Origin of the sequence: Acetobacter sp. (assembly GCF_022483985.1) — a bacterium.
Classification (GTDB): domain Bacteria; phylum Pseudomonadota; class Alphaproteobacteria; order Acetobacterales; family Acetobacteraceae; genus Acetobacter.
The window spans coordinates 1,196,706-1,216,561 of record NZ_JAKVME010000001.1 but is presented as its reverse complement, the minus strand read 5'-3'; the positions used below and the strand labels follow the sequence as shown (position 1 = coordinate 1,216,561).

Sequence of the window (19,856 nt, the reverse complement as noted above, 5' to 3'; positions counted from 1 at the left end):
TGCCACCACGAGGGAAGTGTGGCTACCCCTCTGTTGGTTATCAAAATGTCACGTATCTTGACGACATTGTCTGCTTTCTTCGCGAGGCTGCCACGGAGGGCTTCTCGCTGGCGTCCGGATGAAACCCGACCGGATGCTTTGCGTTCAGAAAACATACCCTCGCAGACGAAGGGGCGTGAAATGACAAGGGAGCGCATCATGGGTGAGTTCACAGACAAACTACAGGGTGTAACCGACAAGGTGGTTGGCGCCGTCAAGGAAAGCATTGGCAAGGCGACGGACAATCCCGATCTTGAGGCTGAAGGCAAGGTTCAGCAACTCAAGGGGAAGGGCGAAGAGATCAAAGGCAAGGTCAAAGGCGCCATCAACGATCTCTGACTGATGTTTCCCGCTCCATCTTCAGCGGATATCCGTTTGGAGATGGAGTTGCTGGCGGCCTTCAGGACAGGTAGCCGCGATGCCTGAAGCCGACCGCTTCGGCGACATGCTGTTTTCCGATGAGAGGAGAGGCCGCGAAGTCTGCGATCGTGCGTGATACACGCAGAAGCCGGGTAAATCCGCGAGCCGACAGGCGCAGCTTTCTTGCGGCATCCGTCAGAAGTGTTCTGGCGTCATGGTCCAGTTCAAGCTGGTCCGGATTGGCTTCGGCATTGCGGCCGTTCTGTCCCCGCTGATGCTGAAAGTCTCGGGCGGCCGCTACACGCTCTCTGATTGCGGCAGAACTTTCACCGGCGGGTGCTGTCATCATGTCCACCGGCGAAAGTGGCTGCATGCTGACCCACAGATCCATGCGGTCGAGAAGCGGACCGGACAGACGGTTGAGATAGTCCTCTCCGCAGCGTGGCGCCTTGCGACACTCGCGGCTGGCGTCCCCAAGATATCCACACCGGCAGGGATTCATCGCGGCCACGAGCTGAAAACGGGCGGGATAGGTGATGTGGGCGGCGGCGCGGGCGATTGTCGTCTGGCCTGTTTCCAGTGGCTGCCTCAGAGATTCCAGCGCTTGTCGTGAGAATTCCGGAAGCTCGTCCAGAAAAAGCACGCCACGGTGGGCAAGGCTGATTTCACCGGGCTTCGCTTTGGCGCCACCGCCGATCAGGGCCGGTTGGCTGGCCGAGTGATGCGGGTCACGGAAAGGCGGTCGGCGCACCGGGGCTCCGTCCTCGCTGATGATCCCGGCGGCGCTGTAGATTCGGGTGACCTCCAGCGCCTCCGCCGGCGTGAGATCCGGCAGCAGACCGGGCAGACGGGCCGCCAGCATGGATTTTCCGGAACCCGGAGCGCCTGACATTAGGATGGAGTGTCCACCGGCTGCTGCGATTTCCAGCGCCCGTCTTGCGACTTCCATACCCTTGACATCCGCCATATCGGGGAAGTGGTGGATGGTGTCGTCCGATGTGGAGAAGGCGGGAGGAGACAGAACCTGCTCACCGCGAAAATGGTTGACCAGTCCGACAAGGTCGGGTGCTGCGAGAATGTCTGGGTTGCCGCCGAAGAGGGCTTCGCCGCCCTGCATGGCGGGGCAGATCAGGCCAAGCTCCATTTCCGCTGCGCCCAGTGAGGCGGAAATGACATTCGGGACACGATTGATGCGCCCGTCGAGCGAAAGTTCTCCCAGCGCGGCATAACGTCCCAGTTCTTCGATCGGGACGATTTCCATCGCTGCCAGCACCGCGAGGGCGATCGGCAGATCGAAATGCGAGCCTTCCTTGAGAAGGTCCGCAGGCACCAGATTGACGAGAATACGTTTGGGAGGAAGGGCCAGACCCATGGAGGTCATGGCGGCGCGGACCCGTTCACGCGCTTCCCCGACGGCCTTGTCAGGCAGTCCGACGATCAGAAAGGCGGGAAGACCGTTCGCGATCTGGACTTCCACCCAGACCGGAACGGCCGTTATTCCTGAAAAAGCAAAGGCCCGGACTCGCGTGTTGATCATCAGTTTTCCCGTGACAGCACACGCCGGGCCGGGCGTCAGTTGCCCTGATAGAGCAGTCTGGCGCGCACGGTGCCTTTCAGTTCCCGCAGCAGGGACAGCAGATGCGTATCCTTGTCGTCGTTTCCGCCGGTTTCAGCGTCCACCACGACATAACCGATCTCACCGTCCGTTTGCAGATACTGCGCCGTCACGTTGCAGCCTTCGTTGGAGAAGATGTCGTTGATCTTGGACATCACGCCGGGAAGGTTGTGGTGCACATGCATGAAGCGTGTGCCGCGTGGGCTCTGCGGCAACTGCACGCTCGGGAAATTCACAGCGCCAAGGGTGGAGCCGATATCCGAGTATTCGACCAGCTTGCGGGCGACTTCCACGCCGATACGCTCCTGCGCCTCGACTGTCGAACCGCCGATATGTGGGGAGAGAATGACATTCTCAAGCCCACGCAGTGGAGAGACGAACTCATCACCGGCCACTTTCGGCTCGACCGGGAACACGTCGATGGCGGCGCCCAGAAGATGGCCGGATTTCAGGGCTTCGGCTGCCGCATCAAGATCGACCACGTTGCCGCGTGCGTTGTTGATGAGGAAGGAGCCGGCCTTCATCTGACGGATCTGTTCAGCGCCGATCATGTTCTTCGTGCCGGGCAACTGAGGAACGTGAAGGCTGACGACATCACTTTCGGACAGAAGTGTCTCAAGCGTGTCGCAGGCCGTGGCGTTGCCGTGCGGCAGCTTGTCGACGACGTCGAAATAGAGGACGCGCATGCCGAAGGCTTCGGCCAGAACCGAAAGCTGGGAACCGATCGAACCGTAGCCGACAATGCCGAGCGTCTTGCCGCGGACTTCCCAGCTATTGGTGGCCGACTTGTCCCATTTACCGTCGTGGCAGCCAATGGAGCGCGGGAAAATACGGCGCATCAGCATCACGATTTCACCCATCACCAGTTCGGCGACAGAGCGTGTATTGCTGTAGGGGGCGTTGAAAACGGGAATTGCGAGCTCGCGGGCAGCGTCGAGATCCACCTGATTCGTCCCGATGCAGAAACAGCCGATGGCGAAAAGACGGTCGGCAGATTCGAGAACTTCGCGGGTCAGTTGCGTACGGGAGCGGATACCCACCACATGCACACCCTCAAGGGCTTCTTTCAGGGCATTGCCTTCAAGGGCGCCCTTGTGTCGGGTGACGCTCTCATAGCCACTGGCTTTCAGAAGTGCGACAGCACTGTCGTGCACGCCTTCAAGAAGCAGGATGCGGATTTTGTCCTTCGGGAGGGACAGATGAGGAGTCATTCAGTTCGCTCGTGCTGTTAAAGCGGCCCCGGCCAGATTGGCATTGCCCGGAGCAGCTTGATTTGTGCCTGCGGGATCATGGGAAATCCTCACGGACAAAGCATCCAGACGAAGTTGCCGGGGAAGGCAACCTAACGGGTGCGCCCTCATAGCACGTTTCCCGAGAAGCGGAAATTAACCTGCATGGGGCGCTCCGAAGATGTGGAAAAGGCAGTGTGGTCAGGAGCGAAGGCAGCCAACTGCGGCTTCGTGAAGCGCCCTGTTACCTGCGGCGAGGACTGTGCAATCCCCATCGTGACGCAATGTCTGGCCATTCCAGTCGGTCATGACGCCACCCGCGCCTTCCACGACGGGAACCAGAGCGCTCCAGTCCCATGGCTTCATGTCGCATTCCGCAATGACGTCGATATGCCCGCCAGCCAGCAGGCCATAGGCATAGCAATCGCCTCCCCAGCTAACCCGCTTGGTGGCGGTTTTCAGCTTGCTCCACACGGGGCGGGGCGCATCTTCCAGCATTTCAGGCGAGGTGCAGGAGAGATCGGCCTCTCCCAGACTGCCGCATGGGCGGGTCGTGATGGGCGCAAAAGCGGACGGCTCGCCGAATCCGGAGCGAAACAGCGTGGAACGCCCTTCAGCACCGATCCAGCGCTCACCAGTGATGGGCTGGTCGATGATGCCGATGATAGGCTTGCCCTCGAAGGACAGGGAAATCAGCGTGCCGAACGTCGGGCGTCCCGTGATGAAGGCGCGGGTGCCGTCGATGGGATCGAGCGTCCATTGATAGCCGCTGGTACCCTCTTGCAGACCGAACTCTTCTCCCAGAATCGCATGATCGGGATGGAGTTCGGCAAGCTGGGCGCGCATGACCCGTTCCGCCATCCGGTCGGCGATGGTGACCGGGCTTTCATCGCTTTTGTCGGAGGCGGTAAGGCGGGAGCGGAAGAAGGGGCGGATGACGGTCCCGGCCACGTCTGCGAGCGCGTGAGCCGTCCGGACAAACTGGTCGAGATCGTAGGGCATGGGTGGGTTCCGTTCTGGTTGAGGGATGTTTTTCTATCAGTGCAGAGTTTTGAGCCACGCAATGATATTGGCGCGCTCGGCGACGTCAGGCAGGCCACGGAACGACATGCGGGTGCCGGGACTGAAGGTGGCTGGATTTCGCAGCCAGGCGTTCAAATGAGCGTCGTCCCACTGACCACCAAGAGACATTAGGCCATTGGAATAGGTGTAGCCCGGCTGTCTGCCGATGGGGCGGCCATACACGCCGAACAGGGAGGGTCCGGCGGAGTCCTGCGCGGATGGTGTGAAGCTGTGGCAGCGGGAGCAGGTGGCATTGGCCAGAGCGGCGCCGTTTTCGACATTGCCTGCGGGAAGCGGCGCGGCGGGGTCGCCTTCCGTGGTGACAATGACCGGCCGGCCGGGGAGACGATCGGGGATCACCATTGACCCCGTGAGCCACGAGGCCCCCATCGTCGCCGCGACGACAAGGATGACAAAAGCCCCACGATTGGCTGCCGCGAAGTTCATTGGTGGCAGAGGCGTCCCTGTATGCCACTCCGAAGCTGCCGGAAAAACACTGCCGGACAGGCGTTTCGGGGTGCAGTTGCGTCAATTGACTGTCTTTCCTAGAGTGCGCTCCGCTTCATGTGAAGCCATCGGCTGAATACGCGCCGTTTTCTCCCACTCTTCAGGTTTCCATACGCTGCAATGATCAGCCCGATCGTCATCATTCCCGCCCGCATGGCGTCCTCACGTCTGCCGGGTAAACCGATGGCCGACATTGCTGGACGCCCCATGATTCTTCATGTGCTTGAACGCGCCCGGATAGCGGCGGTCGGGCGTGTGGTCGTGGCGGCTGCCGAACAGGAAATCGTCGATGTGGTGAGGCTGGCTGGTGGCGAGGCCGTTCTGACCGATCCTGATCTGGCGTCTGGTTCCGACCGTGTTCACGCAGCCCTGCGTGAGGTCGATCCGACCGGCGAGCATAATGTCATCGTCAATCTTCAGGGCGATCTACCGGGGCTGGACCCTGTGACCCTTCAGGCGGCTCTGCTCCCGTTGCAGGACCCGGCGACGGACATCGGCACGCTGGTCGCGCCGATAACAGAAGAGCGGGAAGCGCAGGCTGAGTCGGTGGTCAAGGTTGCCTGCGCGTTTGTCTCGGAAGACACGCAGAGCACGCGGGCGCTGTATTTTTCCCGGTCCTGCATTCCGTGGGGCGCGGGGCCGTTGTGGCATCATATCGGGGTCTATGCGTGGCGTCGTCAGGCGCTTGAGCGTTTTGTCACTCTGCCGGAGTCTCCGCTGGAAAAGAGAGAGCGTCTGGAACAGTTGCGGGCCTTGGAAAACGGCATGATTATCGGATGTTCGCGCGTGGAGAAAGCGCCGTTCGGTGTCGATACGCCGGATGATCTGGAAAGAGCGCGTCGGATTTTGGGAGAACAGTTGTGACGGTCGGACACTCGCACGGGCGGATCGCCTTTCAGGGACGCCCCGGAGCCTATTCCGATCTCGCCTGCCGCACGGCCTATCCCGGCTGGACGACTGTTCCCTGCGAGACCTTTGCTGGCGCGATTTCCGCCGTTCATGAGGGCAGGGCGGAACTGGCGATGCTGGCCTGTGAAAATAATCTCGCCGGTCGTGTGCCTGATATTCATGCGCTGCTCCCGGAGGCCGGGCTCCACATTGTCGGCGAGCATTTCCAGAGAGTTGAACACTGTCTGATGGGCGTGCCGGGCGCGACACTGGAGCAGGCGCGCAAGGTCCACACGCACCCGATGGCGCTGGGGCAGGTCAGGGGGGTCATCAAGGATCTGCATCTCACGCCGATCGCCGAGTTCGATACAGCCGGTGCAGCCGAGATGGTTGCGAAATGGGGACGTCCCGAAGATGTGGCTGTGGCCTCGGAACTGGCTGCCGAACTGCACGGTCTGACGATCTTGCGGCGCAATGTGGAAGACGCCAGGCACAACACGACCCGTTTCTACATTGCCGCCCGCGAGCCGTTGCCGTTGCCGGAAGACAGGCCGATCATGACCACGGTTCTGTTCAATGTCCGCAATGAACCGGGCGCTCTCTACAAGGTGTTGGGCGGATTTGCGACCAACGGCGTCAACATGACCCGTCTTGAGAGCTATATGCTTGACGGATCGTTCGCGGCGACCCAATTCCTGCTTGATGTGGAAGGGCGGCCCGACAGGCCGAACCTGAAGCAGGCGCTGGCGGAACTGGAATTTTTTTCCGCGCGTTTCCGCATTCTCGGGGTCTATCCCCAGTCGCCGTTCCGGGAGCTGAAGAAAACCGGGACGGCCTGACAGTTTCCATCATTCGTGGCATACCGACCGCCACACCTGAGTTTTGCAGCGTCGGACGACAAGAAGAAAAGCCAATGACCGAAGCCATGTTCACGGGGGCGATCACGGCCCTCATCACACCGATGAATCGCGATGGCTCGCTCGACCTTCCGGCCTTTGACCGGCTTGTCGAATGGCAGATTGCGGAGGGAATTTCCGGTCTGGTGCCTGTGGGCACGACTGGTGAGAGCCCGACCCTTTCCCATGAGGAGCATCACACAATCGTCGAGCGGACGGTGCATGTGTCGGCAGGCCGTGTGCCCGTCATCGCAGGCGCGGGCTCCAACAGCACGGCGGAAGCGGTCGATCTGGCGAAGCACGCGGAATCTGCCGGTGCGTCTGCGGTTCTTGTCGTTTCGCCGTATTACAACAAGCCGACACAGGAAGGTCTCTACCGGCATTTTGCGGCGGTTGCCGATGCGATCAAAATTCCGGTTGTGCTTTACAATATCCCCGGTCGTTCCGTGGTGGATATCTCCGTCGAAACGACAGCGCGTCTGGCGGCTCACGGCAATATCGTTGGGGTGAAAGACGCGACGGCCAATCTGCTGCGTCCGCTTCAGGTGCGTCGTGCCGTGACGAACAGGCATTTCAATCAGTTGTCCGGTGAAGATGGTACGGCTGTGTCCTTCCTTGCCGCCGGTGGTGATGGCTGCATCAGCGTGTCGTCCAATATCGCGCCTGCTCTCTGTTCCAGAGTTCAGAGTCTGTGGCGGGAAGGGCAGGTGAAAGAGGCTATGGCGCTTCAGGATCGCCTGTTGCCGGTTCACGATGCGATGTTCTGTGAGACGAGCCCGGGCCCGGTCAAATACGCCGCTTCCCTGCTCGGGTTGGCTGGCGAGACATGTCGCCTGCCGATTGTCCCGGTTTCGGATGAGACGCGTGCCACGGTCCGGGCGGCTCTGACGGAAGCCGGGCTGCTGGGCTGATCATGGCGAAGGCAGCAAAGAAGTCGGGTCTGATTTCGCACGGTATTGCGGCGCAGAACAAAAAAGGTCGCTTCAACTACACGATCATCGATACGGTTGAAGCCGGGATCGTTCTGAAAGGACCGGAGGTGAAGAGCCTGAGGTTCGGTCGTGCGACGATCACGGAAGCCTATGCTGGCGAGCGCAACGGAGAAATCTGGCTCTTCAACAGCTATATCCCGGAGTATCAGGGAGGGGTACTGTCGCGTTTCGACTCGCGTGCCCCACGTAAGCTTCTGTTGCACGCCAAACAGGTCGATCGTCTTCTGGGCGAAGTGGCCCGGGATGGTATCAGTCTGGTGCCGCTGGATATCCACTTCAACGCCCGGGGGCTGGCCAAGATCACGCTGGGGATCGGGCAGGGGCGGAAGAAAGAAGATAAACGTCACGCCATTGCGGAGCGTGACTGGCAGCGCGACAAGGCGCGGCTCATGCGGAACAAGGGACGCGACTACTGATTTTTGTGTCTTTGAGACAGTTTCTGTTCTGAATATAAAAATACCGCCGACCTCACTGAGGCGGCGGTATTTTTATGGAGAGACGCCTGTTTTCACAGGCGTCGTTCCGTTCGGGATCAGTCAAAAGAGACTTCAGCAGCCTCTGGACCTTTCTGGCCCTGAACGACCTTTACGTTGGTGCTCTGACCTTCGTTCAGCGTCTGGACGCCTGAGCGCTCCAGTGCGGAAGCGTGAACGAAAATGTCCTTGCCGCCGCTTTCCGGTGTGATGAAGCCGAAGCCCTTGGTGGCGTTGTACCACTTCACGATGCCGCGGATGTCCTCAGCGTTTGACAGGTCAGGAGCCGGACGCGGGGAGCGACCACCACCGAAGCCACCCGACTGACGCGGTGCGCCGAAACCACCGGCCTGACGCGGACGCTCCGGCTGAGCTGTGCTTTCGTCAACCGAAATCACTTCAGCAACCTGACGGCCTTTCGGACCCTGTCCGATGCGGACTTGGAGCGTGGCGCCGGGGCTGACACTGTCATGACCAGCCTGCGAAAGTGCGTTGGCGTGGAGGAATACGTCACCCGAGCCATCGGCGAGTTCGACAAAGCCGAAGCCTTTTTCGCCGTTGAACCACTTTACGGTGGCTTCAATTTCCGGTCCGGATGCGATTACCTGCGGCCCTGCTGCCCGACGGGGCGCCCCATAACCACCACTGTTGCCACCGCGGTCACCACCACCGAAAGGGGATGAGTTTCCACGATCATATGGCGACGGTGCAGCCATGAAATCATCGTCAAATCCGCCGCGGCGGGGGGAGCGGGAGCTGCGGTCGGTCCTGTTACTTCTCAACGGTCTTGATCCCGAGGTCTGACTGGCGAAATTTTTTGAATCGCCCTGTGAATAAAACCGGGTCGGGAGAAACAGCGCCCCAGATACGGTGCTCTGCTTTGATGTACGATGTCTCATCCTGGGTCCGGCGCCCATACCGTCGTGAGACGATCTGGACAGGAAGAAGAAAAGCATAAGGACAGAGGCGAACGCTACTGCCTTTTTGCGAATTTACCCTTCCTCGGGATGAATTTCTTGCAACGATGGCTTTTTCGGGGCTCTGAAGCCGGAAAAACGCTCCTGTTCCGCTCCCGGACAAACACGAAAACGTGAGTTTAGGGAGGCAAAATAGTCGAAAGGGCTTTTGTATTGACTTTTTTAACGGCACATACGGAGAAGAACACCCAACCATACCGTTTGCGATGAGCGGTCATGCGGAGAATCGGAAATATGCTCTCTTGTCCAGCTCGCCGTCTTTCTCTCCGGAAGCCTCTGGCGCTTCTGATAGGGACAGCTCTGGGTGTATCAGGTGTCTCCCGCGCCCATGCGGCGCCGCTTCAGGACAAGCAGGGTACATGGACGCTACAGGGCGAAAATGATGCCGTCACGACCCTGAAAGGGACGTCGGATCAGTATTACACCAGTGGGCTGCGGTTAAACTGGACATCCGGCACAGACAATCTGCCCGGTCCGTTCGCCACGATTAACAGGGCCATTCTGGGCGAGGGCATGCAGCGCATGAGTCTGGGCGTTCAGCAGCTCATTTTTACGCCGAGCAACACGCAGACCCCCAACCCGTCGCCACGTGACCGGCCCTATGCCGGACTGCTGCTGGGCACGATCAACATGATCAACGACACTGACCTTTCGCGCAGTGTGTTCGGCATCCAGTTCGGCATCATGGGGCCAGGCGGTCTGGGACGGCAGTTACAGAACGGGTTCCATAGCGCGATCGGTGACACCAAGAATCAGGGGTGGCATCACCAGCTCGCCAACCAGCCCATCTTTCAGGTTCAGATGGGGCGGATCTGGCGACTTCCTCTGGGGACGATCGGTGGTCCCAATGGACTGTCCTTCGACATGCTGCCGTCTGCCGCGGCTCGTATCGGTGACTATCGCATTGCAGGCACCATTGGTGACACGTTCCGCTTTGGTCAGGGACTCGACAGTGATTTTGGTGTTCCGACGATCGGCGCGGGGACTGACGGCACGGATGCCTACAAGCAGACCCGTCCCGTCGCGTGGTATTTCTTCGGTGGGGTGACGGGCAATGCCGTTGCCTATGACGCGACTCTGGAAGGCAACACGCTCCGGAAGAACTCGCCGCATGTGAACAAGAAGTGGGATGTTGGGGAAATTCACGCTGGCGTGGCCGTCATGTTCTACGGCCTGAGAGTTTCTTACAGTCAGGTCTGGCAGACGCAGGAATTCACGACGGCCCGCTCTGGCCTGTTCAACTATGGCTCGCTGAATGTTTCCGCCAAGTTCTGATCAAGGTAGGGACAGATACACAGCCCGTTGATACTCACACCTAATGATGTGGATATGGGGTGCGAGGCTATCGAGCTTTTCCTGTCGGCTAAGTGAAGTCTTTTCCGGCGAAAAAGATCAGGGCTCACGCGACATAATGAGCCTCTGATCAGGTTATTGCGTCTGACGGGTTTTTGTCGCATAAGCCCGTCACCGTATGGCGTTTCTTCCTTGGATGGGTGGCCGAGCGGTTGAAGGCACCGGTCTTGAAAACCGGCGAACGTGCAAGCGTTCCGTGGGTTCGAATCCCACCCCATCCGCCAAAATAATGCGAAACCCGCAGATAATTGCCAAACAAATCAGTACTTAGACAATCCAAAAACAGACTTAGATAACCAGCGCAATTTTTTCACGCTGGTTTCGGCCACCTTCTGTTGTGATGCGGCGCGCGTGTAATGACTCACTTCCGACAGTGTTTTGTGCCCCGTGATGGCTGGTATCTGTGTTGCGACCAGCCTGACAATGCCGAGGCCGATCAGTCCATATCCTACCCATGATGAGTAGGGTTTTCTGGTAACTGCGTCAGCACCGTGACGAGGGTGCCGCCAGCCTTGGTGATCTGGATGGCAGGGTGTGTGGGTGGTGTCGGGTCCATTGCCTGGCTCCAATAAAAAAGCCGCCCGGTGTAGGGCGGCTTGTGCAAAAAAGAGGCGACCATTAACCTTGCCTATAAATATAGAGATTAAGGTATGCCAAAAATAGATGTTCTTATGTCTGTCTTTAACTGCGAGAGCTACATCGCAGATACGCTAATAAGCATAAAAAAGCAGACGTTTTCGGACTATAATCTTATCATCGTTGATGATGGATCGTCTGACAAGACTGGCGAGATCGTAAAGCAGTTTGCTATAAATGATGCACGCATCCGGTATTGTCGGCAGGATAACGCAGGAATCGTTGCAGCTCTAAACTACGGCTTGAAATACTGTTCTGCACCATTCATCGCGCGACACGATGGCGACGATATCTCCTATCCTGAGAGATTTGAGAAGCAGCTAGCCTACCTGAAAGCGAATCCAGACTGCGTAGCTGTAAGTTCTGTTGCACGCCACATAGATGAAAATGACATACCAACAGGGTTTATAACTAAAGTGAAGGATATGGCTTTGGTGAATTGCTGGTCGTTACCGGCAATTGAGCCTTACATTATGCAGCCATTTATGATGATAAGAAAATCTGCATTTCTGGATGTTGGAGGCTACCGCAATTTGGCAGTCGCTGAAGATGCTGATCTAATGTGGCGGCTCAATAGCATTGGACTAATGCACATACTCCCTGAACCATTAGGCGATTATCGTGTTCATGCCGATAGTATATCCAGTCAATCCATCATTAAAGGACGCTGTCTCGCTATCTGGTCTCAGTTGGCTGCAATATCAGAACAACGTCGCGCTACCAAACGTCCCGACATCGATTTTTCAACCAGCCTGTTATGCCGCATTAACTCATCTGTTTCGTTGAACCAAATGGTTGAGGCGGCCAAGAAACATCTCACCGAAGCAGAACTCATTTGGCTACGATCTGCGGTTTCCGCCAAGCTTTTGGCGCTTTGTTACTACCGCCCATATGAAGCCGATCTTTCAGACATTAGATTTATTTTAGACGCCAAAGTTAAAGACCTTATCATTAAAGAACGACCGGGTTACGCTGCTTTCCAAGAGGCGATAATGTCCGCTGCTTTACGTATGGTTGCAGCGGGGCGCATCAAAACTGCTTTATATCTTTTGCCGTCTTCGCAATGGATCATTTTACTTGGGCGTATTATATTTCGGGTGTGTTTCCCTCCTGCAATAAAGGATAAGATTAAAAATCTTTTGAAAAGATGAAACCACTGAGCCATGCTTCACTAATTCCCACACACTGCCTTCAGTGCCGGTTAGTGAAGCTGCCCGGTGTGGGCGGCTGTCCGAACGGACGGGCCCACCTCTGGCTGGCACGTATGCTCTGCCTTTAACTGGTAGGGGCGGCAGCTATACTCGTGATTTATTGAGAAAATCTGGAATTTCTGGCGGAGAAGGTGGGATTCGAACCCACGGTACGTTGCCGCACAACGGTTTTCGAGACCGCCCCAATCGACCACTCTGGCACCTCTCCGTAACGCCTTGCAGCGTTCGCAGCGCGCTTTTAGGCAAAGTTTTTATCCGGCACAAGAGGGGAATTTCTTTCCTGTCTGATTTCGGTTGACGAAAAACCCGTCTCCCGCGTAAAAGCCCCTCTCCACCGCCATAAGGTGGGGCAGACTGCGCAAAAGTGGTCAACGAAAAAAAGCGACTGGACTGATCGCCTGCGTGAAAAGCGCCGCGAGATGTCGATTGATCGGAAAGAGACGAGTTTCATTATGTTCGCAGTTATCCGCACCGGCGGTAAGCAGTATCGCGTTACGCCAAACAGTGTGCTCAAGATCGAGAAGCTTGAGGCTGAAGCTGGTTCGACCATCACATTCTCCGACGTCCTCGCCGTCGGCGGTGAAGCAGGCACGACGATCGGCGCTCCGCTGGTTGCCGGCGCTACCGTGACAGCCACGGTCATCGCTCAGGACCGCCTCGCGAAGATCATCATCTTCAAGAAGCGTCGCCGTCAGAACAGCCGCCGCAAGAATGGTCACCGTCAGCCGGTCACCGTTGTTCGTATTGGCGAGATCAAGGCCGCCTGATCTCTCTTCGTGAGGTTGATCACAGGCAGGCATTAAGCAGGAGTAAGATTCATGGCACAAAAGAAAGCAGGCGGTTCATCGCGTAACGGACGCGACAGTGCAGGCCGTCGTCTCGGTGTGAAGAAGTTCGGCGGCGAAGCCGTCGTTGCCGGTAACATCATCGTCCGTCAGCGCGGCACGAAAATGCGCGCTGGTGCGAACGTCGGCGTTGGCCGCGACCACACGCTCTTCGCGCTGTCAGACGGCAATGTGCGCTTCCAGCGTCGTGGTGATGACCGCGTTCATGTTTCGGTCGAAGCTCTGCCGCTCGCGGCTGAGTAAAGGGCCCTGCGCGGGACACCCCGCGTCTAGACGCAAGACAGGGGCCGATCCGGTTTGGATCGGCCCTTTTTGTATCCCTGCCGAGACTTCCGCCTCCCGCAGGATACCAGGTGACAGTGATGAAGTTTCTCGATCAGGCCAAAATCTATGTACGCTCCGGTGACGGAGGTGACGGCGTCACCGCTTTCCGGCGCGAAAAATATATCGAGTTTGGCGGTCCCGATGGCGGCAAGGGTGGCCGGGGCGGGGATATCATCTTCGAGGCTGTCGATAATCTCAATACGCTGATCGACTTTCGTTACACCCAGCATTTCCGGGCGCGTAAAGGTGGCAATGGCGCTGGTTCCGACAAGACCGGCGCTGCCGCACAGGACGTTGTTATTCAGGTGCCGGTTGGCACCCAGATTATGGATGATGATCGGGAGACATTGCTCGCGGATCTCGACACGGCGGGCAAACGCATCCTGCTGTGCAAGGGTGGGGACGGCGGCTTCGGTAATGCGCACTACAAGACCAGCACCAACCGTGCGCCACGTCGTTCCGACAAAGGCTGGCCGGGTGAAGAGCGATGGGTGTGGCTGCGTCTGAAACTGATTGCCGATGTGGGGCTGGTAGGTCTGCCCAATGCCGGGAAATCGACTTTCCTCTCCGTCGTCTCGGCCGCGCGTCCCAAGATTGCGGATTATCCGTTCACAACCCTGCATCCGCAACTCGGCGTCGTCCGCCTGTCGATGACGGAAGAGTTCGTGCTGGCGGATATTCCCGGCCTGATTGAAGGCGCTCATGAAGGTCACGGTCTGGGCGACCGTTTCCTTGGCCATGTGGAGCGCTGCGCCGTTCTGCTGCACCTGATCGACGGCGCGGCGGGGGATGTGGTTGACGCATGGCGCACGATCCGGACCGAGCTTGATGAGTATGGCGGCGGGCTTGCCGACAAGCCGGAAATCATCGTTCTCAACAAAGCCGATGCGATGACGCCGCAGCAGCTTTCAGGCCGCAAGCGTGCGCTTGAAAAAGCATCTGGCGCAAAGGTCATGGTCATGTCCGGCGTGGCCCGTCAGGGTGTCGATGAGGTGCTGCGGGCGCTGTATGACGTGGTCGCAGAAGCCCGCGCCGAGCGTCTTGAGAACCCTGAATTGGATGACTCTTCGCTATGACGGACGCAGCCACACCCTCTCTGGCGCAGGCACGGCGTGTGGTCATCAAGATCGGCAGCGCCCTTCTTGTCGATCCGGAACTGGCGGCTCCCCGTGAGGCGTGGCTGGCCAGTGTTGCCGATGATATCGCGGCCCTGCGCGCTTCCGGCACCGAGGTCGTGCTGGTTTCCTCCGGGGCTATTGCTCTGGCGCGTCATGCGCTGGGGATGCCGCAACGCGCGCTTCGTCTGGAAGAAAAACAGGCGGCGGCGGCTGTTGGGCAGATCAGACTGGCTCAGGCATGGAGCAGTGTGCTGTCCGAGCGTGGCGTGACTGCGGCCCAGTTGCTGCTGACACCCGATGATACGGAAGATCGTCGTCGTTATCTGAATGCGCGAGCAACGCTCGACACGCTGCTCAGCCTTGGCTGCGTGCCGGTCATCAACGAGAATGACACGGTTGCGACGGCGGAAATCCGGTTTGGCGATAATGATCGTTTAGCAGCTCGTGTCGCGCAGATGATTGATGCGGATCAGTTGATCCTGTTGTCCGACATTGACGGACTCTACACCGCTGACCCCAGAAATGATCCGGACGCGCAGCATATTCCGGTGGTCGGCGCGATGACTGCCGAGATTGACGCCATGGGGGGAGCGCCGCCGCCGGGCTATTCTTCCGGCGGTATGCGGACAAAGCTCGTCGCGGCGCATATTGCTACGGACTCGGGCTGTGCGATGGCCATTGCGCTCGGCAAGCGGCCGCATCCGCTGGCGGCTCTCCGTGATGGGGCACGGTGCACATGGTTCCTGCCGGGAACGGACAGTCGCTCGGCCCGCAAACGCTGGATTGCTGGTGGTCTGACGCCCATGGGTGACATCACCATCGATGACGGCGCGATACGGGCGCTGGTGCAGGGTGGTTCGCTTCTGCCTGCTGGCGTGACGTCCGTGGATGGAGAATTCAGTCGCGGTGATCTGGTTCGGGTGATCAGCAAAACCGGTGATGAACTGGCGCGGGGGCTGTGCGCCTATACCGCCGAGGATGCGCGGAGGATTGCGGGACGGCGCTCGGAGGAGTTTGAGAGCGTATTGGGGTGGCATGGGCATGATGAGTTGATTCATCGGGATAATCTGGTTCTGCTTTGAAGGGGAGGGGGTAGGTCTGCTTTCGCCCCTCATCTCGGTCGTTTAAAGGCTCAGGCGGGACGTCTGAAACCGGTCATCGAGAATTACCGCAAGCCTACATGAGGGTCGCACAGCTACTCCATACCTTTTCTGGCGGAGTTTTTGATCCACGCAACAATCTTCTCGAGGAATGCCCATACGTCATCCTCAGTTGGCCGGATATAACTCATGTCGTTAGTATCCGACCCAAGACGTTCCAGCATGGCTACAGTCCAGTCAGTCTTCTTTCCTGGTACGTTCAGGTGAGGAAGCCAGTTCTCGACTTCTCCTCGACGAACAGGAAACACTCCGAAGGATTCAAGGCTGTCAAAAAACATGTCGGCCGCCAGCCGATCATCTTTATCTAACAATTCCAATCCACCATCGATCTTCATGTTTCTTCCCGTGCTTTGTAGCGCGTTGTTGACTGAGGATCGTTGTTGTCCGAAGCTCGTATATGAAGCTTTTGGAAGCTTTACGGCCTTTAGCCAATTTGTCCAAGTATTGCCACCGTCTTTCACGATATCAATATCTGTTATTGCCGCTGCAGGAACACCAAATTCTCTCAGTGGACCGATGATTTCCTGAATGGTCTGTTTATTCTGTGCATTTATGAAGAGAATGGATGGGTAATCCGGTTTGCCATCGGCCAAGCGATTGAATATCTCACTATAAAAAGCGCGGTCGTTGTCGGACTCCGTGACTATAACGCCGTCGTGAAAGAGCCCAGATATGACGTTGGCGCTCCTCATCAGCGGTCGATTAAGGAAGGTTTTCAAACTCTCTGGATCAATCGACTTTGCTCGTGATTTACCTTGGCTATATTCGAGCCTCACGACTTTTACTGACTGTGATGCCTGTAAGCACCCCATAAGAAAATCGGGACTGTGGGTAGAGGCCATTAGCGCTCCGTTACGCTCAGAGGCTATGGTCGCCAGGCTCTTGCCGAGCTTGCGCGCAAGCGGCGGGTGAAGAAAGGCTTCAGGTTCATCAATAAGAATCGTGTGGTATTCTCCCGACAGGATTGCCGCGACAATGCCCGTAAAGGCTTGCACACCATCGCTGGCATCTTTGATGTGCGTAGCACCACGGTAGAACTCCCTAGCGACGGCGTTCAAAGACTGCTCATCGGTTGGAATCTCTCCATCCGCCAGTTTTATTCTGAGTTGTCCCAGGTTGGTAGGATCAACGTACAAGTTGACGTTGAATGCATCTTTGACGAGTGCTCTGACACTCGCCCGGGCTACTTCATCTTGAAAAAGGTTAGCCAAAACGTTTTGTGGCGGTTTTTCGAGGTCTCCGCCCTGCTGATCGTTGGTAAGGTTAAACCTTGACCGACCATCAAGACGGATAACTCCCCATCTAATAAGGTATTTGGTTACCCAACCTTTCTGCGTTTTTTGGCTCACAAAGTTCTTCAGATGCTCGATGGGAGTATTTTCTGCGTCCCGCCTGCCATTAGGATTTAATCGCTTGAATTCGACGTGTCCTGATGGGACGCCAGAAGGCGTATTTGCTCTGGCCGCTTCAATCAGCTTATCTAAGGTTGTCGCATCCGGCCATTCGATATCGAAATTGGTAATAATCTTGAGATTATTGGGCGGTGTATCGGTACTCGCAATCGTTTCGATCTCACGTAGGAGTAGACTTTTCCCTGAATTATTTGGTCCGACAAAGAGCGTAATACCCTTCACTTCAAGATCAAAACTTCCAGTCTCGCTGAAGTTGACCGTCACTGATTGCAGCATGTAATCTTCCTTACAGCTAAAATTAGCTTCCTGCTTTAAGCCACCGTATTTGTTACCCTACTATATACACGGACGTCTGTTTATCCTGCTCGGTGTCTAAAAGCGGTCAGGCCGCAATCCCCCCAAACCAGACTCACTCCCCCGCCACCTGCAAATAAGACCCCATAACCCGCTTCGTCCCGCTCTTCTCGAACGCCACTTCGGCCGATCCACGGTCCGCGCCAATCACCACGCCGTAACCAAACTTCTGGTGAAAGACCCGTGCGCCGACTTCGATTTTCGGCAGGCTTTCCGCAAGCTCCTCATTAACCGAGCGGCGCTTTTTTGCGACCAGCGGCGACATTGAGCCGGTTACATCATCGGAAAACACGCTGGGGCGGAAAAAGCCGGAATAGTCCTGTCGAGCCTGCCTTGTGGCAGTCTCACCGTCGCGGTCAACATATTCGTTCGGGAGTTCGTCGAGAAAGCGGCTCGGCATGGACTCCTGCCAGTTGGCGTAAATCCGGCGATTGGCCGCGTGCAGGATCGTGGCGCGATGGCGGGCGCGGGTGATGCCGACATAGGCGAGACGGCGCTCTTCCTCGATGCCTTTTTCGCCGCCTTCATCCACCGTGCGTTGGGAAGGGAACACACCTTCTTCCCATCCGGGGAGAAAGACCGTATCGAACTCCAGTCCCTTCGCGCCGTGCAGGGTCATCACGGAGACGCGCTGCTCTTCAGCCGTGCCTTCAGCGTCCATGACAAGCGCGATATGTTCGAGAAATTCTCCGAGTGTGCCGAAATCGGCAAGGGCGCGGACCAGTTCCTTCAGGTTGTCGAGCCTGCCGGGGGCTTCGGGAGACTTGTCCTCGCGCCACATCTCCAGATAACCGCTTTCTTCCAGCAAAGCGCCGACGGCAACGACATGGCCTTCCTTTTCCAGAAGGGCGTGTTGCTGTGTAAAACAGTCCTGAAAGGCCGAGAGTTTTTCTCCTGCTTTTCCCTTGATCTCCTTGGTTGCAAGGAGTGTTTCCAGAGCAGCATAGAGCGATGCCTGCTGGCCACGCGCCTGCACATGCATTTTCTGGAGAGCGGCGGGGCCGACGCCTCTTTTGGGCACGTTGACGATGCGTTCGAAAGCCAGATCATCAGCCGGGTTGATCAGCAGCCGCATATACGCAATGGCGTCGCGGATTTCGGCGCGTTCGTAGAAGCGGAGACCGCCGACGATCCGGTAGGGGATGCCGGTCTGGACCAGACGTTCCTCGAAGGCGCGGGTCTGGAAGCCAGCGCGGACGAGGATAGCGAATTCGCCGAGAGGATGTCCGTTACGGCGGAGGTCTTCGATGCTGCTGCATACTTCCCGGGCTTCGGCGTCGGAATCCCAGACGCCGATGACATGCACCGGCTCGCCCTGCGCGTCGTCCCGACCGGGACGAAGGGTCTTGCCCAGACGCCCTTCATTGTGGGCGATCAGGCCTGCGGCGGCTCCCAGTATCTGGGCGGTGGAGCGGTAGTTCCGTTCCAGACGGACGATCTTCGCGCCGGGGAAATCCTGCTCGAAGCGCAGGATATTTTCCACTTCCGCGCCGCGCCATGAATAGATCGACTGGTCGTCGTCGCCGACGCAGCAGATGTTGGCCGGTTCGCCCTCACGGCGTGCGAGCAGGCGCAGCCAGAGATACTGGATCGTGTTGGTGTCCTGATACTCGTCGACCAGAATATAGCGGAACAGACGCTGATACTGTTCCAGCACATCCGGACGGGTGCGCAGGATTTCCACCACATGCAGCATCAGGTCGCCAAAATCGCAGGCGTTCAGTTCACGCAGGCGGGTCTGATAGGCGGCGTAGATGGCGCGGGCGTGTCCATCGGCGTATTCCGTGTTTTCGGCCGGAGTGACGCCGTCCGGGGTCAGGCCGCGATCCTTCCAGCGCTGGATGATCCCGAGCAGCCCGTTCAGGGGCCAGCGTTTGACGTCGATCCGCCATGGTTCGACGACCTGCTTGAGCAGGCGCATCTGGTCATCGGTGTCGAGGATCAGGAAGCCGCTGGTCAGGCCGACATATTCGGCGTGACGGCGCAGCATCCGGGCGCAGAGGGCGTGGAAGGTGCCCAGCCAGAGGCCTTCCGCCGGTTCACCGAGAATACGCCCGATACGCTCCCGCATCTCCCGTGCGGCCTTGTTGGTGAAGGTGACGGTCAGCACCTGCCACGGTTTCGCCCGGTGGGAGAGCAGGATATGGGCGAAGCGGGTGGTGAGAACCCTTGTCTTGCCTGTGCCTGCGCCGGCGAGAACCAGCAGCGGTCCCTCGGTCGTCTCGATGGCGGCGAGCTGTTCGGGATTGAGGCGATCAAGGTGGGAAGCTATGGTCACGCAGAAGGTCTTTGTGTCTCTGTTTCATCACGGGGGCAGGGGATGAAAGAAGCAGTATCCGCTGGTCCCGTGCCTGCGGAAAAGGGTTACACCTGTTCCGGTGTTTTGTCTTGCTCGCGAAAGCTTG

18 protein-coding genes and 2 tRNA genes are annotated in these 19,856 nt (G+C 57.9%); 12 read left to right on the top strand and 8 right to left on the bottom strand.

Going from position 1 to position 19,856, the window contains the following annotated elements; all coding sequences use genetic code 11:
• The first annotated feature begins 198 nt into the window (after positions 1 to 198).
• Positions 199 to 378: a CsbD family protein gene (locus tag LKE90_RS05375; protein ID WP_291492857.1), complete on the top strand. Its 180-nt coding sequence runs from the start codon at positions 199 to 201 to the stop codon at positions 376 to 378.
• Between the two features lie 61 nt (positions 379 to 439).
• On the opposite strand, the gene LKE90_RS05370 is transcribed toward LKE90_RS05375, so the two are convergent.
• The 4 genes from LKE90_RS05370 to LKE90_RS05355 all read right to left on the bottom strand — a co-directional run bounded on the left by LKE90_RS05370 (position 440) and on the right by LKE90_RS05355 (position 4,752).
• Positions 440 to 1,936 (bottom strand): YifB family Mg chelatase-like AAA ATPase, encoded by a 1,497-nt coding sequence (locus LKE90_RS05370; protein WP_291492855.1) that lies wholly within the window; start codon positions 1,934 to 1,936, stop codon positions 440 to 442.
• 35 nt (positions 1,937 to 1,971) lie between these two features.
• The gene (gene serA, locus LKE90_RS05365) at positions 1,972 to 3,225 is read right to left on the bottom strand and encodes a phosphoglycerate dehydrogenase (protein WP_291492853.1); all 1,254 of its coding nucleotides are present in this window, start codon (positions 3,223 to 3,225) and stop codon (positions 1,972 to 1,974) included.
• A gap of 219 nt (positions 3,226 to 3,444) precedes the next feature.
• Positions 3,445 to 4,245 (bottom strand): histidinol-phosphatase, encoded by an 801-nt coding sequence (hisN, locus tag LKE90_RS05360; RefSeq protein WP_291492851.1) that lies wholly within the window; start codon positions 4,243 to 4,245, stop codon positions 3,445 to 3,447.
• A gap of 36 nt (positions 4,246 to 4,281) precedes the next feature.
• Entirely contained in the window at positions 4,282 to 4,752 is a 471-nt protein-coding gene (locus LKE90_RS05355; RefSeq protein WP_291492850.1) for a c-type cytochrome, read from the bottom strand.
• A 180-nt stretch (positions 4,753 to 4,932) separates the two neighbouring features.
• On the opposite strand from LKE90_RS05355, the gene LKE90_RS05350 reads away from it, so the two are divergent.
• From LKE90_RS05350 to smpB, 4 genes are all read left to right on the top strand, one after another.
• Entirely contained in the window at positions 4,933 to 5,676 is a 744-nt protein-coding gene (locus LKE90_RS05350) for a 3-deoxy-manno-octulosonate cytidylyltransferase (protein ID WP_291492849.1), read from the top strand.
• Positions 5,673 to 6,539: a prephenate dehydratase gene (locus LKE90_RS05345; RefSeq protein ID WP_291492848.1), complete on the top strand. Its 867-nt coding sequence runs from the start codon at positions 5,673 to 5,675 to the stop codon at positions 6,537 to 6,539. The genes LKE90_RS05350 and LKE90_RS05345 overlap by 4 nt, the downstream gene beginning before the upstream one ends.
• Positions 6,540 to 6,613: 74 nt before the next feature.
• Entirely contained in the window at positions 6,614 to 7,507 is an 894-nt protein-coding gene (dapA, locus tag LKE90_RS05340; RefSeq protein ID WP_291492846.1) for a 4-hydroxy-tetrahydrodipicolinate synthase, read from the top strand.
• A 2-nt stretch (positions 7,508 to 7,509) separates the two neighbouring features.
• Positions 7,510 to 8,004, top strand: a complete 495-nt coding sequence (gene smpB / locus LKE90_RS05335) for an SsrA-binding protein SmpB (RefSeq protein WP_173572774.1) — start codon at positions 7,510 to 7,512, stop codon at positions 8,002 to 8,004.
• Positions 8,005 to 8,120: 116 nt separating this feature from the next.
• Here the strand turns inward: smpB and LKE90_RS05330 are convergent, their stop codons facing one another.
• The gene (locus LKE90_RS05330) at positions 8,121 to 8,843 is read right to left on the bottom strand and encodes a cold-shock protein (protein WP_291492843.1); all 723 of its coding nucleotides are present in this window, start codon (positions 8,841 to 8,843) and stop codon (positions 8,121 to 8,123) included.
• Between the two features lie 429 nt (positions 8,844 to 9,272).
• Here LKE90_RS05330 and LKE90_RS05325 point away from each other — a divergent pair, with 429 nt between their 5' ends.
• The 3 genes from LKE90_RS05325 to LKE90_RS05315 all read left to right on the top strand — a co-directional run bounded on the left by LKE90_RS05325 (position 9,273) and on the right by LKE90_RS05315 (position 12,178).
• Entirely contained in the window at positions 9,273 to 10,313 is a 1,041-nt protein-coding gene (locus LKE90_RS05325; RefSeq protein ID WP_291492841.1) for a lipid A deacylase LpxR family protein, read from the top strand.
• 212 nt (positions 10,314 to 10,525) lie between these two features.
• Positions 10,526 to 10,615: transfer RNA gene (locus tag LKE90_RS05320), tRNA-Ser, on the top strand.
• Positions 10,616 to 11,041: 426 nt separating this feature from the next.
• On the top strand, positions 11,042 to 12,178 hold the full coding sequence (locus tag LKE90_RS05315) for a glycosyltransferase family 2 protein (RefSeq protein ID WP_291492839.1): 1,137 nt from the start codon (positions 11,042 to 11,044) through the stop codon (positions 12,176 to 12,178).
• A 180-nt stretch (positions 12,179 to 12,358) separates the two neighbouring features.
• On the opposite strand, the gene LKE90_RS05310 is transcribed toward LKE90_RS05315, so the two are convergent.
• Positions 12,359 to 12,446, bottom strand: a tRNA-Ser gene (locus LKE90_RS05310).
• A gap of 244 nt (positions 12,447 to 12,690) precedes the next feature.
• Between LKE90_RS05310 and rplU the strand changes: the two genes are divergently transcribed.
• The 4 genes from rplU (at position 12,691) to proB (ending at position 15,607) form a co-directional block, all read left to right on the top strand.
• Positions 12,691 to 13,005 (top strand): 50S ribosomal protein L21, encoded by a 315-nt coding sequence (gene rplU / locus LKE90_RS05305; RefSeq protein WP_077814297.1) that lies wholly within the window; start codon positions 12,691 to 12,693, stop codon positions 13,003 to 13,005.
• 51 nt (positions 13,006 to 13,056) lie between these two features.
• Positions 13,057 to 13,326 carry a 50S ribosomal protein L27 gene (gene rpmA / locus LKE90_RS05300; protein WP_291492837.1) on the top strand — a complete coding sequence of 90 codons (270 nt, stop codon included), beginning with the start codon at positions 13,057 to 13,059 and terminating at the stop codon, positions 13,324 to 13,326.
• A gap of 119 nt (positions 13,327 to 13,445) precedes the next feature.
• A complete protein-coding gene (gene obgE / locus LKE90_RS05295) occupies positions 13,446 to 14,483 on the top strand; it encodes a GTPase ObgE (protein ID WP_291492835.1) in 1,038 nt (345 codons plus the stop codon).
• Positions 14,480 to 15,607, top strand: a complete 1,128-nt coding sequence (gene proB, locus LKE90_RS05290) for a glutamate 5-kinase (protein ID WP_291492833.1) — start codon at positions 14,480 to 14,482, stop codon at positions 15,605 to 15,607. The genes obgE and proB overlap by 4 nt, the downstream gene beginning before the upstream one ends.
• A gap of 113 nt (positions 15,608 to 15,720) precedes the next feature.
• Here the strand turns inward: proB and LKE90_RS05285 are convergent, their stop codons facing one another.
• Together LKE90_RS05285 and LKE90_RS05280 are read right to left on the bottom strand one after the other, a co-directional pair.
• The gene (locus LKE90_RS05285; protein ID WP_291492831.1) at positions 15,721 to 17,373 is read right to left on the bottom strand and encodes an ATP-dependent nuclease; all 1,653 of its coding nucleotides are present in this window, start codon (positions 17,371 to 17,373) and stop codon (positions 15,721 to 15,723) included.
• 133 nt (positions 17,374 to 17,506) lie between these two features.
• The gene (locus LKE90_RS05280) at positions 17,507 to 19,729 is read right to left on the bottom strand and encodes an ATP-dependent helicase (protein ID WP_291492829.1); all 2,223 of its coding nucleotides are present in this window, start codon (positions 19,727 to 19,729) and stop codon (positions 17,507 to 17,509) included.
• Positions 19,730 to 19,856 lie beyond the last annotated feature (127 nt).